The 14,616-nt window shown below is 69.6% G+C and carries 15 protein-coding genes; 2 read left to right on the top strand and 13 right to left on the bottom strand.

All coding sequences use genetic code 11. The features are described from left to right. The first annotated feature begins 1 nt into the window (after position 1). Both E1B00_RS01665 and speB read left to right on the top strand, forming a co-directional pair. Entirely contained in the window at positions 2-526 is a 525-nt protein-coding gene (locus E1B00_RS01665) for a YqhG/Tai3 family protein (protein WP_139444985.1), read from the top strand. Positions 527-610: 84 nt separating this feature from the next. Beyond that, positions 611-1,585 carry an agmatinase gene (speB, locus tag E1B00_RS01660; RefSeq protein ID WP_139444983.1) on the top strand — a complete coding sequence of 325 codons (975 nt, stop codon included), beginning with the start codon at positions 611-613 and terminating at the stop codon, positions 1,583-1,585. A gap of 69 nt (positions 1,586-1,654) precedes the next feature. Here the strand turns inward: speB and gstA are convergent, their stop codons facing one another. From gstA to rpsF, 13 genes are all read right to left on the bottom strand, one after another. Continuing rightward, entirely contained in the window at positions 1,655-2,269 is a 615-nt protein-coding gene (gstA, locus tag E1B00_RS01655; protein ID WP_139444981.1) for a glutathione transferase GstA, read from the bottom strand. Positions 2,270-2,350: 81 nt separating this feature from the next. Further along, positions 2,351-2,977: a peptide-methionine (S)-S-oxide reductase MsrA gene (msrA, locus tag E1B00_RS01650; RefSeq protein WP_139444979.1), complete on the bottom strand. Its 627-nt coding sequence runs from the start codon at positions 2,975-2,977 to the stop codon at positions 2,351-2,353. A gap of 97 nt (positions 2,978-3,074) precedes the next feature. After that, on the bottom strand, positions 3,075-3,992 hold the full coding sequence (locus E1B00_RS01645; RefSeq protein ID WP_139444978.1) for a rhodanese-like domain-containing protein: 918 nt from the start codon (positions 3,990-3,992) through the stop codon (positions 3,075-3,077). A gap of 96 nt (positions 3,993-4,088) precedes the next feature. Further along, positions 4,089-4,412, bottom strand: a complete 324-nt coding sequence (locus E1B00_RS01640; RefSeq protein WP_139444976.1) for a low molecular weight protein tyrosine phosphatase family protein — start codon at positions 4,410-4,412, stop codon at positions 4,089-4,091. Between the two features lie 16 nt (positions 4,413-4,428). Beyond that, entirely contained in the window at positions 4,429-5,886 is a 1,458-nt protein-coding gene (locus E1B00_RS01635; protein WP_139444974.1) for a WS/DGAT/MGAT family O-acyltransferase, read from the bottom strand. A 48-nt stretch (positions 5,887-5,934) separates the two neighbouring features. Next, positions 5,935-7,383: a cryptochrome/photolyase family protein gene (locus E1B00_RS01630; RefSeq protein WP_139444972.1), complete on the bottom strand. Its 1,449-nt coding sequence runs from the start codon at positions 7,381-7,383 to the stop codon at positions 5,935-5,937. A gap of 7 nt (positions 7,384-7,390) precedes the next feature. After that, on the bottom strand, positions 7,391-8,131 hold the full coding sequence (locus E1B00_RS01625; protein WP_139444969.1) for an SDR family NAD(P)-dependent oxidoreductase: 741 nt from the start codon (positions 8,129-8,131) through the stop codon (positions 7,391-7,393). A gap of 32 nt (positions 8,132-8,163) precedes the next feature. After that, positions 8,164-9,735: a cryptochrome/photolyase family protein gene (locus tag E1B00_RS01620; protein ID WP_139444967.1), complete on the bottom strand. Its 1,572-nt coding sequence runs from the start codon at positions 9,733-9,735 to the stop codon at positions 8,164-8,166. A 77-nt stretch (positions 9,736-9,812) separates the two neighbouring features. Next, a complete protein-coding gene (alr, locus tag E1B00_RS01615; RefSeq protein WP_139444966.1) occupies positions 9,813-10,988 on the bottom strand; it encodes an alanine racemase in 1,176 nt (391 codons plus the stop codon). Positions 10,989-11,119: 131 nt separating this feature from the next. Then, a complete protein-coding gene (locus tag E1B00_RS01610) occupies positions 11,120-12,508 on the bottom strand; it encodes a replicative DNA helicase (protein ID WP_139444964.1) in 1,389 nt (462 codons plus the stop codon). 692 nt (positions 12,509-13,200) lie between these two features. Beyond that, positions 13,201-13,650, bottom strand: coding sequence for a 50S ribosomal protein L9 (gene rplI, locus E1B00_RS01605; RefSeq protein ID WP_139444961.1), 450 nt, complete (start codon positions 13,648-13,650; stop codon positions 13,201-13,203). Positions 13,651-13,711: 61 nt separating this feature from the next. Further along, the gene (gene rpsR / locus E1B00_RS01600) at positions 13,712-13,942 is read right to left on the bottom strand and encodes a 30S ribosomal protein S18 (protein WP_026816203.1); all 231 of its coding nucleotides are present in this window, start codon (positions 13,940-13,942) and stop codon (positions 13,712-13,714) included. Between the two features lie 14 nt (positions 13,943-13,956). Beyond that, positions 13,957-14,352 (bottom strand): 30S ribosomal protein S6, encoded by a 396-nt coding sequence (gene rpsF / locus E1B00_RS01595; protein ID WP_139444959.1) that lies wholly within the window; start codon positions 14,350-14,352, stop codon positions 13,957-13,959. Positions 14,353-14,616 lie beyond the last annotated feature (264 nt).

Raw genomic sequence — 14,616 nt, 5'->3', positions numbered from 1 at the left:
CATGTCGCCCCCCCGTACCCTGCTGTTCGCCCTGCTGCTGGCTTCGACGCTGCCCGCCGCGGCCGCCGGAAACCCCGCCAAGCTGCTGCGGACGTTCCTCGACACCCACGGCAACCAGTCGGGCCTGCCGACCGGCGACAAGGCCGCGGCGATCGCGCCCTATCTCAGCCAGGCCCTGAACGACGCGATGGCCCGCGCCCGCCAGGAGCAGGAAGACTTCATCGCCCGCCACCCGGACGAGAAGCCGCCGTGGATCGAAGGCCCGCTCTTCCACTCGTCCGGCGCCGAGCCCTTCACCGCCTACGCGATCGTGCTGCCGCTCGGCGGCTGCCCGGAGGCGCGCTGCGTGATCCGCGTCGACATGGTCGACACCGTCGCCAGCCCCGACGTGCTCTGGTACGACGAGTTCGTCGTGGTGAAGGAAGACGGCGGCTGGCGCGTCGACGACGTGAACTACCGCGCCGGCTTCGCTTTCGGCAACCAGGGCACGCTGCGCGGAAACCTGGAGGCCGACCCGGCCGAATGACCGTCCCGCCAGACCGGTGACCCTCGTCCCGGCGATGCCCCAGGGCAGGAACGACGAGTGGACTTCCCTTGGGAGCCCTCGTCCATGGCCACGGAAAAATCGCCCGCCACCGCCAGCACCACCGACCTCGCCTTCACCCGCAGCACGCCCTACGGCAGCCAGTCCGAGCCGACCTATTCGGGCGCGCTGAGTTTCCTGCGCCGCCGCTACAGCAAGGACCTCGCCGGCGTGGACGTCGCCGTGGTCGGCGTGCCCTTCGACCTGGCCACGACCAATCGGCCCGGCACGCGCCTGGGCCCGCGGGCGATCCGCGCGGCTTCGGCGTCGCTGGCCTGGTGCCCGCCCTATGCCTGGGACTTCGATCCGCTGGATCGCCTGCACGTGGTGGACTGGGGCGACGTCTATTTCGACCCGGGCCGCCCGCACGAAGCCCCCGAGGCGATCACGGCCGCCTACGCCGGCATCCTCGCCAGCGGCGCCACCCCGCTCACCCTCGGCGGCGACCACTTCGTCAGTTTCCCGATCCTGCGCGCCCTGCATGCGATCCACGGGCCGCTGGCCCTGGTGCACTTCGACGCGCACAGCGACACCTGGCGCGACGAGGACGGGCGCATCGACCACGGCACGATGTTCTTCCACGCCGCGCGCCTGGGGTATGTCGATCCGGCGATTTCGGTGCAGCTGGGCATGCGCACCTTCAACGCCGAGACCCACGGCTACCGCGTCATCGACGCCCGCGAGCTGCACGGCGCCGGACTGGACGCGGCCATCGCCGAGATCCGCGCGCGCGTCGGCGCACGCAAGTGCTACGTCAGCTTCGACGTCGACTTCCTCGACCCGGCCTTCGCGCCCGGCACCGGCACGCCGGTGGTGGGCGGCTTCAGCACGCACGAGGCCCTGCGGCTGGTGCGCGGCCTGGCCGGACTGCGCATCGTCGGCGCGGACGTGGTCGAGGTCAGCCCGCCCTACGACCACGCCGAACTCACCGCGCTGGCCGGCGCCTCGGTGGCGCAGGAACTGCTGGCCGCGATCGCGTCGACCCGCGCCGCGGCGGAGTGACCGGAACCGTCCGCCCAAAATGACGGGGCCGCCCGAAGGCGGCCCCTCCCGCTTCCCTGCGGCCGGAACTCAGGCGTTCTTGCCCGTGCCCTTCTCGGCCTGGCGCGCCGCCTGCACCGCGGGGCGCGCGGCGACGCGGGCGTTGTGAGCGGCCATCGCCGGCCACTGCGCGAGGTCGATCTTGAAGCCGGCGAGCCAGCTCAGCACGACGTAGAGGTAGGCGTCGGCGACGGTGAACTTGTCGCCCACCAGCCACTCGCGGTCGCCGAGCTGGGCGCTGAACTGTTTCAGGCGCAGGTCGAGCTTGGCGAGCACCGCCTCGCGCGCGTCGTCGGCCAGCGCCGGGTTGAACAGGTTGCTGATCAGCTTGTGCAGCTCGCCGTTGATGAAGGTCAGCGTGGACTGCAGGCGGTAGCGGTCGAGGCTGCCGTTGGCCGGCGCCAGGCCCGCTTCGGGCTTGAGGTCGGCGATGTACTGCACGATCGCCGGGCCCTCGAGCAGCACGGTGCCGTCGTCGAGCTGCAGCACCGGCACGTAACCGTAGGGATTGATGGCCAGGAAGTCCTGCCCGTCTTCGGTCTTCTTGTCGCGGCCGACCTTGACCAGGTCGAAGTCCAGGCCCGCCTCGCGCAGGGCGATATGCGGGGACAGCGAGCATGCGCCGGGCATGTAGTAGAGCTTCATGGTTGACTCCAGTGGCAAAGGGGTCCTGCAACAATGGGCGCCCGCGCCGCGGGGCCCAAGCCCCGCGGGTGCAACGTAGCGTTATCGCAGCTTGTCCGGGAACGCGTGCTCGAGCTTCTCGACCTTGGGCAGGGACACGAAGCGGATGTAGGGCTGGCCGGGATTTTTCGCCGCGTAGTCGTGGTGGTAGGCCTCGGCGACGAAGAAGGCCTCCAGCGGTTCGATCGTCGTTGCCAGCGGCGACCCGAACACGCCCTCGGCGGCCAGCTGGTCCATGTAGGCGCGCGCGACGCGGCGCTGCGCCTCGTCCACCGGGAACACGGCGGAGCGGTACTGCGTGCCGACATCGTTGCCCTGGCGGTCCTTCTGGGTCGGGTCGTGCGCGACCGCGAAGAACACCTTCAGCAGTTGCCCGTAGCTGATACGGGCGGGGTCGTAGGTGATGCGGATCACTTCGGCATGGCCGGTCTCGCCGCTGCAGACCTTCTTGTAGTCGGCGGTGTCGGCGCTGCCGCCGGCGTATCCGGGCTGGACCTCGTCCACGCCGTCGAGGCGGCGGAACACGGCCTCGGTGCACCAGAAGCAGCCCCCGGCCAGCACCGCTTCGCCGCGATCGTCGGCGGCGGCGATGTCGAGGGCGGGATCGGGCACCTGGCCGGGGGAAACGCGCAGGCCCAGGCCGGGCAGTTCGCAGACGGGGTTGGACATGGGGGTTCTCCGGTTCGGGGATGGACTATCCCCGCAGAGGCGCTAAATGGGCGCGAAGGTGCGCGAAGCCAAGCCGGCGTTCAGCGGCGGGCCGGTTTCAGGCCTCGCGCGCGACCTCGTGGCCTTCGGTCATCCAGGCGTGGAAACCGCCGGCCAGCGGCCGCACGCGGCCGAAGCCGCGGCTGCGCAGCTGCTTGGCCAGGATCGCCGCCGACGCCTCGTTCGGGCAGTCGCAGTAGACGATGACCTCGTCGTGCGGCTCGAGGTCGGCCTCGGCCAGGTTGGCCACGAAACGTGCGCCGGGAATCCAGCCTTCGGCGCGCTGCTTGGCCGAACGCACGTCGAGGATGAGCGGCCCCCGGCCCTCGCTGATCAGCTGGTGCAGTTCGGGCACCGAGATGCGCGCCATTTCGATCTCTTTCAGGAAACGCCGGCGCTGCCACCACTTCCAGGCGACGAAGGCGGCGATGAGCCCGACCAGGATCGGCAGGCCCCAGCGCCCGAACTCTTCCAGGCGCAGCAGCACCTCGTTCACTGCCTCGTGGAAGACCGCGCCCAGCAGCACCGCACCGCCGGCCCAGAGCAGCGCGCCCAGGGCGTCGAAGAACAGGAAGCTGCCGAACTTCGTGCGGTTCTCGCCGGCCAGCGTGGTCGCGACGGCCGCGAACCCCGGCACGAACTTAGCGCCGATCAGCGAGGGCGCGCCCCAGCGCGTGTAGATGTCGCGGGTCATCGTCACGCAGGAGTCCGGCGACAGCGACAGCTTGCACATCAGCCGCAGCAGGGCCACGCCGAAACGCCGGCCGCCGAAGAACCACAGGATGTCCGCCAGGACCGCCGCCACGGTCGCGACGGCGAGAATGGCCAGCACCGATTCGCCGCGGTCCACCGCCAGCGCGGCGGTGACGATCACCGGCGGGTAGGCCGGCACCGGCAAGCCGCCCTGGTCGAGGAACACGGCCACGAAGACGACCAGCAGGCCATAGGTGGCGATCAGGGCGAGCAGCGTTTCCATGGCGGGATCCCGGAGGCGGACGCCAGCTTAGATCAAGCCGCGTCCGCGGGCGGCGGCACGGCGGGAACGATGTGTTGGCGGTGCCGCACCCGCGGTTCAACCGGGCAGGTGCCGCGCCATCCGGGCCTCGAGCAGGCGCACCAGTTCGGGAGCCATGAAGTCGTACTCGTCCGGGATGTCCAGGCTGACGACGCGTTTGTCGCGCAGCGCGGCCGCGAACCGCGCCGACAGCTTGCCGCGATGGGCGCGCTCCATCACCACCACCAGGTCCGCCCAGCCCAGGAGCTCCGGGGTCACCGGTTCGTCGGCGTCGTGGCTGACGCCCGCAGAGGCCGTGGCGACGCCGGGCCGGCCCGCGAACACCTGCTCCGCGGTCGGACTGCGCAGCCGGTTCTTGCCGCAGACGAACAGGATGTTCACCGCCGCCCCCGCCGGATCAGGCGTCCGCTTCCTGCATCAGCGCTTCGGCCGCTTCGGCGCAGAACTCGCCCTCCCACTTGGCCATCAGGGCCAGGTAAAGCAGCTTCTCGAACTCGGGGCGGAAGCGCCGGATCACCGAATCCGGGTCCGGCATCAGCTTGGCGTCGGCGATCAGGCCGAAATGCACGGCGCCGTTGTAGCTCAGGATCGAGATGCCCAGGCCGATCGAGCCGGTCTGCGGCACCCAGAACATCAGGTCCTTGATCTTGCTGCCGCCGAAAAAAAGCGGCATCTGCGGGCCCGGCACATTGGTGGCCACGGCCGAGGCCTTGCGGCTGAACATCTCCAACGCGAAAGCCTGCACCGCCGGCGGCGCCATGCCCACCGCCGCCAGCGCGCCGAAGGTCGCCACGGCCTGGCGCGACTTGCGCAGCACCTTCATCGAGGCGGCAACACGCTCGAGCCGGCGCATCGGATTGGGTTCGCCCACCGGCAGGTCGAGGAAGACCAGGCCGAAGTGATTGCCCAGTTGTTTGGCATGTTCCAGCGGCCGCAGGTTCACCGGCACCGTCGCGCGGATGGTGATGCCGTCGAGCTGCTCGCCGCGCTCGATCATGTAACTGCGCAGCGCGCCGCTGGCCGAGGCCAGCAGGATGTCGTTGACGGTGCAGCGCAGGGCGCGGCTGACCGACTTCACTTCATCCAGCGCCAGCGGCTCGGCCCAGGCGACGCGCTTGCTGACGCCCAGCCGGCCCTTGAGCACGGTTTCGGGATCGTCGGAAAGCGCCAGCGCCAGGCCGACTTCTTTCGCGATGTCCACGCCCTCGCTGGCCAGCACCGCGGCCAGGGTCGGGTCGCGGTAGATGTCCATGCCCTTTTCGACGAGCTTCCCGCCGAGCTGCATGTAGCGGTCGATAGCGCCGACGCGCTTGGCGACGGGGGCGTGCTCTTCCTTCTTCAGCCAGCGCTTGGCCAGCGCCGCCTTGCGCTTGTCGTCGATGCCCATCTCGGTGAGCGAGAGCAGCACCTGCACCAGGGCGATGCCGTCGGCGTAGCAGTGGTGGATGCGCGAGATCAGCGCGGAGCCGCCGCCGAACTTCTCGACGAGATGGAATTGCCACAGGGGCTTGGTCTTGTCCAGGGGCGTCGACGCCATCTGGCTCGTCAGCCGCTCCAGCTCCTTCTTGCCGCCGCGGCCCGGCAGCGCCGTCAGGCGCACGTGCCAGTCGAGGTCGAAGTCGGCGTCGTCCTGCCAGAACGCGCCGGTCGGCGTGTCCACCGCCTTCTGGCGGAAGCGCGGATAGGACAGGAACTTGGTCTCGATCACCTTGCGCAGGGTTTTGATGTCGAGCGGCGTCTCGAACATCATCACGCCGGTGATCATCATCAGGTTGGTGGGCCGCTCCATGCGCAGCCACGCCGTGTCCACGCGCGACATCGGCGACTTGCGGATCCTGGTGCGCGCCTCGGCCATGTCCCCTCCCCGGTCTTCACGCAGGATGCCGCCTGCGGCGCGGGGGCGTCAACGCTCGGGCGGCGGCTTGCTCTTGGGCCCCGAGTAGGCGGCCAGCGCCGCCTCGCGGCTGGCCTTGAGGTCGACGATGGGCCGCGACGGGTAGCCAGGCGCGAGGCGGCGGACCAGGTCGGGCTGCTCCCAGGGCGCAGCCAGCGCCGATTCCGGCAGCGTCGCCAGTTCCGGCAGCCAGCGCCGGATGTACTTGCCCGCCGGGTCGAACTTCTGCGCTTGGGCGATGGGGCTGAAGATGCGGAAATACGGCGCGGCGTCGGCGCCGGTGCCGGCGGTCCACTGCCAGCCCTGGGTGTTGTTGGCCAGGTCGGCGTCCACCAGGGTGTCCCAGAACCAGTCGGCGCCGTGTTTCCAGTGGTAGCGCAGGTTCTTGGTCAGGAAGCTGGCCACGACCATGCGCACGCGGTTGTGCATCCAGCCGGTGTGCCAGAGTTCGCGCATGCCGGCGTCGACGATCGGCACGCCGGTGCGGCCGCGCTGCCAGGCGGCCAGGTGCGCCGGGTCGGGCTTGGCCCAGCGGAATTCGCTGAACTTCGGGTTGAGGTTCTCCTGCGCGGTGTGCGGTAAGTGGAACAGCAGGTGGTGGCTGAACTCGCGCCAGCCCAGCTCGCTCAGGAAATGGTCGATGTCGCCCTGCACCGCCGCCGGCCAGACCTGCCCCAGCACCCGCGCCACGACCTGGCGCGGCGAGATCTCGCCGAAGTGCAGGTGCGGCGACAGCTTCGAGGTGGCGATGCGGTCGGGGTAGTTGCGCTGCTCCTTGTAGCCGTGCGCGGCGCCGTCGAGGAAGGCGTCGAGCATCTCGCGCGCGCCGGCTTCGCCGGGCTGCCAGTGCTGCCAGAAACCCGCGTCCCAGCGCGGCTCGGGCGGCGCGGGCTCCAGCTTCAGGTCTTCGATGCCCAGGCCGGCGAGCAGCACCGGCGGCTCGGGCAGGCGCGCCGGCGCGGTCGGCGGCGCGGCGGCCACCAGGCGCGTGCGGGCGTTTTTCCAGAAGGGGGTGAATACCCGATAGGGATCGCCGCTGCCGGTCTGCACCGTCCAGGGTTCGACCAGCAGGGCGGCGTTGTGGCTCTCCACGGTCAGGCCCCGCGATTTCAGGCCCTGCTTGATGCGGGTGTCGCGGGCGATGGACGCCGGTTCGTACAGGCGGTTCCAGTGCAGCGCTTCCGCCCGGGTCTCGGCGATGAGTTTTTCCAGCTCGGACAGGCTGTCGCCGCGGCGGACGATCAGGCGCGAGCCGCGGGCGCGCAGGTCCGCGTCCAGGGCCTGCAGCGAGCGGTGCAGCCAGGCGTTCGTGGCCGCGCCCGGCGCCCAGGGCGCCTCTTCGTCCGGCGCGTGGATGTAGACCGGGATCGGCGCGTGGCCGGCGCGCAACGCGGCCTCGAGCGCCGGGTTGTCGTCCAGGCGCAGGTCGCGGCGGAACCAGATCAGGGCGTGGGACATGCGCGGCTCAGGCGGATTTGACGTAGGGTCGCACCGCACCGAAGCCGCCGTCGAGGCCGATGACCTGGCCGTTGATCCAGCCCGCCGCGTCCGACAGCAGCAGGGCCGCCAGCGCCGCCGCATCGGCGGCCTCGCCGTGGCGGCCGACCGGATACTGGGCGGCGATGGCCTTGGCGGCGCTGGGATTCGACAGCAGGCGCTCGGTCGCCGGCGTGCGCATCAGCCCGGGCGCGATCGCGTTCACCCGCAGGCCGCCCGCGGAAAAATCGGCGGCCAGCGAACGTACCAGGCCTTCGATGCCGCCCTTGGCCACGGCGATCGCGGCATGGTTGGCGACGCCGATGCCGGCCGCGACCGAGCTGAAGAACAGCAGCGATCCCGGCTGCTTCGCGGCCTGCATCCGCGGCGCGTAGGCCTTGGCGATGAAAAAGGCGCTGTCGAGGTTGGCCGCCAGGCATTCGCGGTACTGGGCTTCGGTGGTGCGGCCGATCGGCGAGATCAGGATGGCGCCGGCGCAGTGGGCGACGGCATCGGGAGGCTGGCCGAAGGCGGTGACCGCCGCGGCCACCGCCGCTTCCGCACCGGCTTCGGTAGCGACGTCGGCTTCGATCACCGGCTCGCCGGGCGCGGCCGTCACGCGCGCACCTTCCCGCGTCACCAGGGCCAGGCGCCAGCCGGCCTGGCGCAGCACATCGGCCAGGGCGCGGGCGACGCCGCCGGAGGCGCCGGTGATCAGGCAGGTCTTCATGCGGGGGCTCGGATCCGGAGACAGGGCGCCACTTAGCCACCGCCGGCGTGTGAAGACCGTGAATCCGGCGCCAGCGCCGCGCGCAGCGTTTCGGCCTGCGCGCGGATCGCGGCGAGCTCATGGGCCGGCTTGCGGCCCAGGTTCTTCCACTGCAGGGCGGTGCGCGGAAGCCGCGCGAAGCGCGCCTCGTGCCGCGCCAGGAAGTCCCAGTACAGGGTGGTGAACGGACAGGCCCTTTCACCGGTGGACTCGCCGGGCCGGAAGCGGCAGCCGGCGCAGTGGTTCGACATCTTCTGGATATATGCGCCCGAGGCCGCGTAAGGCTTGCTGGTCATGCGCCCACCGTCGGCGTACTGGCTCATGCCCAGCACGTTCGGCAGCTCCACCCATTCCACCGCGTCCACGTAGACCGCCAGGTACCAGGCATGCACCTCGCGCGGGCGAACGCCGAGCAGCAGGGCGAACAGCCCGGTCACCATCAGGCGCTGGATGTGGTGGGCGTAGCCCAGGTCCAGGGTCTGCCGCAGCGCGTCGCGAAGGCAGGCCATGTCGGTGTCGCCGGTCCAGTAGAACGCGGGCAGCGACGCCTGGGCATCGAGCGCGTTCTCGTCCAGGAAGCCCGGCATGCGCTGCCAGTAGACGCCGCGCACGAACTCGCGCCAGCCCAGGATCTGCCGCACGAAACCCTCCACGGCCTCGATCGGCGCCCTGCCCTCGCGCCATTCGCGCACGGCGGCGGCCACCACCACGCGCGGCGACAGGAGCTTGAGGTTCATCGCCGCCGACAGCCGCGAATGGTAGAGCCAGGGCTCGCCCTGCCAGATCGCGTCCTGGTAGCGGCCGAACAGCGGCAGCCGGTGCGCGATGAAATCGTCGAGGGCTTCGCGCGCCTGGTCCGCGTCCAAAGGCCAGTCGAACGCATCGAGGCGACCGGGATGCGCGGCGAAGCGCTCGCGCACCAGGGCGAGCACCTCGCGCGTGCCCGCGTCGGGCGCGAAGGCGCGCGGGGCCGGCAGCAGGCCGGGACCGCGACGGTCGAAGCTGCCGCGGTTGTCGGCGTCAAAGTTCCACTGCCCACCGACCGGCTTCCCAGCGTCCATCAGCACGCCCTCGCGCTTGCGCAGCCAGCGGTAGAAGAACTCCAGGCGATAGTCCTTCCGGTTGCCGGTCCAGTCGGCGAAATCGTCGGCATCGCAGTAGAAGTGTCGGTCGGGATACTCGATCCAAAGCAGGCCGGCGGCGGCGCAGGTGGCCGGCAGCGACTGCGCCAGGCGCCATTCGCCGGGTTTGACGGCGAGGAGCTTGGCCGGCGTCAGCGCCACGAGGTCGGCGGCGAGCGCCGCTTCCAGGGTCGGGAAATCGTGTTCGTCCAGCGCGCGGTAGTGCACCGTCCAGCCGCGCGCGCGCAGGCGGTCGCGGAAACGGCGCATCGCGGCCAGGAAGATCGCGATGCGCGGCTGCGTGCTCCAGACCTGGGTGGCCTCGTGCGCGACCTCGGCCATCCAGACGGCGTCGCGGCCGGGATCGAAGTCGTCGAAGACCGCCGATTCGGCGTCCAGCTGGTCGCCGAGGACGAGGACCAGATGTCGGAGGGTGGAAGGCATGCGCCGAGTCTGGCGCGGCGCCCGTGCAGGGAATGGAAACGCGGAAGGGCGGCCGCCGCACCGGCGGGCGGCAGGTCTTACCGGGACCCGGGTTCCTGCGCCCCGCCCACGTATTCACGCGGGATGCGGCCGTTGAGGCCCACCAGGATCTCGTAGGGAATGGTTCCCGCCGCCTGAGCCACCGCCTCGCAGCCGATCGCCTGGTCGCCCTGGCGCCCGATCAGCACCACCGCGTCCTCGTTGTAGGCGGTGCCCTGCGGGCCGATGTCGACCATGAACTGGTCCATGCAGATGCGCCCGACGATGGGGTGGCGCCGGCCGCGGATCAGCACCTCGCCGCGCGAGGACAGCGCGCGCGGGAAGCCGTCGCCGTAGCCGATCGGGACCGTGACCACGCGGGTGTCGGCCTTCGGCGCCCAGGTCGCGCCGTAGCTGACCGGGTGCCCTGCCGGCACCACCTTGAAGTAGACGACCTGCGAGACCAGGGACATCACCGGGCGCAGGGCCACCGTGGGCTGCGCCGCCGGATCGGGCAGCACGCCGTAAAGCGCGATGCCGGGCCGCACCATGTCCAGGTGCGTCTCGGGGAAATGCAGCAGGCCGCCGGAATTGGCCAGGTGGCGGAGCGGCATCGGCGCACCGATGCGCTCGAAGTGCGCGCAGGCCTCCAGGAAGCGTCCGAGCTGCTGCCGCGTCATCGGCGAGGCGGGATCGTCGGCGCAGGCCAGGTGCGAATACACGCCCTTCACCCGGCACCAGCGCGAGGCGACCGCGGCCTCGATGAAGGGGCCGGCGTGGTAGCTGTGCACGCCGATGCGCTCCATGCCGGTGTCGATCTTGAGGTGGATCGTGGCCTGGCGGCCCAGCGCCTGCGCCGCCGCCTCGACCTGGCGCAGCTTGTCGATCGAGGACACGGTGATCTCGAGGTCTTCGGCGATCAGCTGCGCAGCCTGGGGACCGAAGATGCCGCCCATCACCAGGATCGGCAGGGTGATACCGGCCCGGCGCAGCGCCACGCCTTCCTCGAGGAAGGCCACGCCCAGCTGTTCGGCGCCCTGCGCCTGCAGGTGCCGCGCGACCGGCACCAGGCCGTGCCCGTAGGCATTGGCCTTGACGATGCCCATCACCGGCACGCCGGCGTGGATCCGCAGCGCGTGCAGGTTGTGGCTGAGCGCGTCGAGGTCGACGACGATCCGGGTCGGGCGCTGGCCGACCTCGTCCGCGCGGACCGCGGCGTCGGGAAGCGTCGTCATGATTGGGCGGGCCAAGCCTTGGGCATGGCGCGATTGTAGCCCGCCCTTCCGGGCCGGCCAGCCCCGGAATGTGGCAATTCGCGGGCAATTCCGCCGCCGCCCCGGACCGTGGCCCGGCCCGGCGGCCGGGCTTATTCGAAGCTGCCGACGCTGTCGCGGGCGAGATTGTCGAAGCGGGTGTATTCGCCGAAGAACTTCAGCTTCACCGTGCCGGTCGGGCCGTTACGCTGCTTGCTGATGATGACCTCGGCCAGGCCCTTGTCCGCCGAGTCCTTGTGGTAGTACTCGTCGCGGTAGATGAACATGATGATGTCGGCGTCCTGCTCGATGGCGCCCGATTCGCGCAGGTCGGACATGACCGGGCGCTTGTCGGTGCGCGATTCCAGGCCGCGGTTGAGCTGGGACAGCGCGATCACCGGAACCTTCAGCTCCATGGCCAGGGCCTTGAGCGAGCGCGAGATCTCGGAGATCTCGTTGGTGCGGTTCTCGGCCGAGCCCGGCACCTGCATCAGCTGCAGGTAGTCGACCACGATCAGGCCCAGGTCGTGTTCGCGCTTGATGCGGCGCGCCTTGGAGCGCAGCACGTCGGGCGACAGCGCCGGCGTGTCGTCAATGAAGACCTTCACGTCCGACAGCATCTTGATCGCCATATTCACGCGCGACCAGTCCTCGTCCTCGAGCTGGCCGGTGCGCAGGCGGGTGGCGTTGATGCGGCCGATCGACGACAGCAGGCGGAAGGCCAGCTGCGAGGCCGACATTTCCATCGAGAACACCGCGACCGATTTTTTGGTCTTGAGCGCGCCGTATTCGGCGATGTTCAGCGCCAGCGTGGTCTTGCCCATGGCCGGACGCGCCGCCAGGATGATCAGGTCGGACGGCTGCAGGCCGGCGGTCATCTCGTCGAGGTCGTGGAAACCGGTCGGCAGGCCGGTGACGCTGCCCTGGTTCTCGTAGCGCTCCTGCAGGATCTGGAACGCGTCCTTCATCGCCTCGCGCAGGGGCACGAAGTCGGCGCGGCCGCGGCGGCCCTGCTCGGCGATCTTGAAGACCTTCATCTCGGCCGCCGACAGCACTTCCTGGCTGTCGCGTCCCTCGGGCTGGAAGCCGTCGTTGACGATCTCGGTGCCGGCCTCGATCAGCTGCCGCATCACCGCCTTCTCGCGCACGATCTCGGCATAGGCCTTGATGTTGGCGGCCGAGGGCGTGGTCGAGGCCAGTTCGATCAGGTAGCCGGTGCCGCCGATCTGTTCGGACAGGCTGTTGGCCTCGAACCACTCGCCCAGCGTGACGGCGTCGAAGGGGCGGTTCTTCTCGCTCAGGTCGCGGATGGCGCGGTAGATCAGCCGGTGGTCGCGGCGGTAGAAGTCGTGTTCGGTCAGGAAGTCGCCGACGCGGTCGAGCGAGTCCGGGGCCAGCATCAGGCCGCCGATCACCGCCTGCTCGGCTTCGACCGACTGGGGCGGGACGCGCAGGGCATCGATCTTGGCTTCGGTGCGGAAGGATTCGGAACGAGCGGGCATGGTCGCCTTGTCGATGGGGCGCAGCGGTGTGGGCGGACGGTAAGCCGGGTCGGTCATCGTAACGATCCCTCGGACGGTGCGACAGGCATAACCCTGTGCATAACCGGTGGAGATCTCTTACCCCGGCCCTGTCTCATGGATTGAGATCGGTCACGTTGGAGAGCAGATCGCGCGGGATGAGTCCTGGCGAGGGGCGGCAAAGGTCAGGGACCATGCCCGACACTCCGTGAATCCATCCATGGAGGCTCATCGGCGACGTCCCTGTCGCCGATGGTCGGTCATGGTCCCTGGCCTTCGCCGCTTGCAGGTCTCTTGGCGCGCGATCCATAAGCAAGGATGCCGCGACGGTCCTTCAGAAATCGCCTTTGGTGACTGCACCACGGCACCCCACTTCGCAACCAAACAAAAAGGACGCCGCCCGTACCCGGCTTCAAGCCGCTTGTGCCTTTGACTTCTCTATCGGTACCCCGGGACCTTTCGGAGAGGTGACGTGTATCCCCCTCGGCCGACCATCGGCGACACGGACGTCGCCGATGAGCCTCCAGGGATGGATTCACGGCGTGTCGGCCGAGGGGGATGCACGTCGCCTCTGCGCCAGAATGCACCGCCTTACGAGCATTTGGGCGCTAGAACCCTGAAACGAAACGGGCGCCCGAAGGCGCCCGTCTGGGTCTTGCCGGGAACCTGACGGATCAGGCTTCGGCTTCGACCAGCACCTTGACGGTGGTGTGGACGTCGGCGTGCAGGCGCACTTCGATGTCGAACTCGCCGGTGCGGCGCAGCGGGCCTTCGCCCATGACCACCTCGCCCTTCTCGAGCGGGAAGCCGGCGGCGGTGAAGGCCTCGGCGATGTCGCGCGGGCCGACCGAACCGAACAGCTTGCCTTCGGTCGAGGCATTGGCCGGGATCGTGACGGTGGCGCCTTCCAGCTTGGCCTTGCGGGCTTCGGCATCGGCCAGGACCTGGTTGGCCTTGGCTTCGTACTCGGCGCGCTTGGCTTCGAAGGCCGCGATGTTGGCCTGGGTGGCCGGCACGGCCTTGCCGTAGGGGATCAGGAAGTTGCGGCCGTAGCCCGGCTTCACGTTGACCTTGTCGCCCAGGCCGCCGAGGTTGACGACCTTCTGCAGGAGGATCAGTTGCATGCTTGTAGCTCCTTTACGTTAGCGGGGCGCGCGGCCCCGCAACGGTGGCTGTCCGTAAGGATCAGTTCTGGTGGTTGTCGGTGTACGGGATCAGGGCCAGTTCGCGGGCGCGCTTGATCGCGGTCTGCAGCTGGCGCTGGTACTTGGACTTGGTGCCGGTGATGCGGCTCGGAACGATCTTGCCGTTCTCGGTCAGGTACTGGCGCAGGGTGTTGAGATCCTTGTAGTCGATCTCCTTGACGCCCTCGGCCGTGAACTTGCAGAACTTGCGGCGGCGGAAAAACTTGCTCATGTCGGTCTCCGGTCTCAGGCGGCGTCGTCGGCGGCGATGCCGACGCTGTTTTCGTCATCGTCGCGGCGCGGGCGGCGCTCGCCCTTCTCGTCCTTGCTCTTCATGATCAGGGACTGCTCGGTGACGGCCTCTTCGCGGGCGATGACCATGTGGCGCAGCACGGCGTCGTTGAAGCGGAAGCCGTCGACCAGCTCGGTCAGGGTCTTCTGGCCGCACTCGACGTTCAGCAGCACGTAGTGGGCCTTGACCAGGTTGTCGATGGAATAGGCCAGCTGGCGGCGGCCCCAGTCTTCCAGACGGTGGATCTTGCCGTTGTCGCCTTCGATCAGCGCCTTGTAGCGCTCGATCATGGCCGGCACCTGCTCGCTCTGGTCCGGATGGACCATGAACACGATTTCATAGTGACGCATGGGTTTGTTCCTTGTGGATGCGGCCGGTGATTCGGCCTGGCAGCCCCCGGCGCGAGGCCGTGGAGCAAGGTCTCCCGGGGATCGGGAGCCGCGCATTATGCCCGAGCCCCCCTTTCCCGCGCAACTCAAGGACTTACCCCCGGCCGGACGCCCCGGGCAGGGAAAGCCCCCGTGGCAAGGGGGCGCGCCGACAGGCGCGGGAAATCCGGGGTCAGAGTGCATTTATCTTCTGGCCGGGCCTGAAGATAAATGCACTCTGACCCC

This window comes from Arenimonas terrae (genome assembly GCF_006265115.1).
In the GTDB taxonomy this organism is placed as follows: Bacteria; Pseudomonadota; Gammaproteobacteria; order Xanthomonadales; family Xanthomonadaceae; genus Arenimonas; species Arenimonas terrae.
Note: the sequence above shows the minus strand (reverse complement) of the source record. Positions and strands in the feature narration are given on the sequence as shown.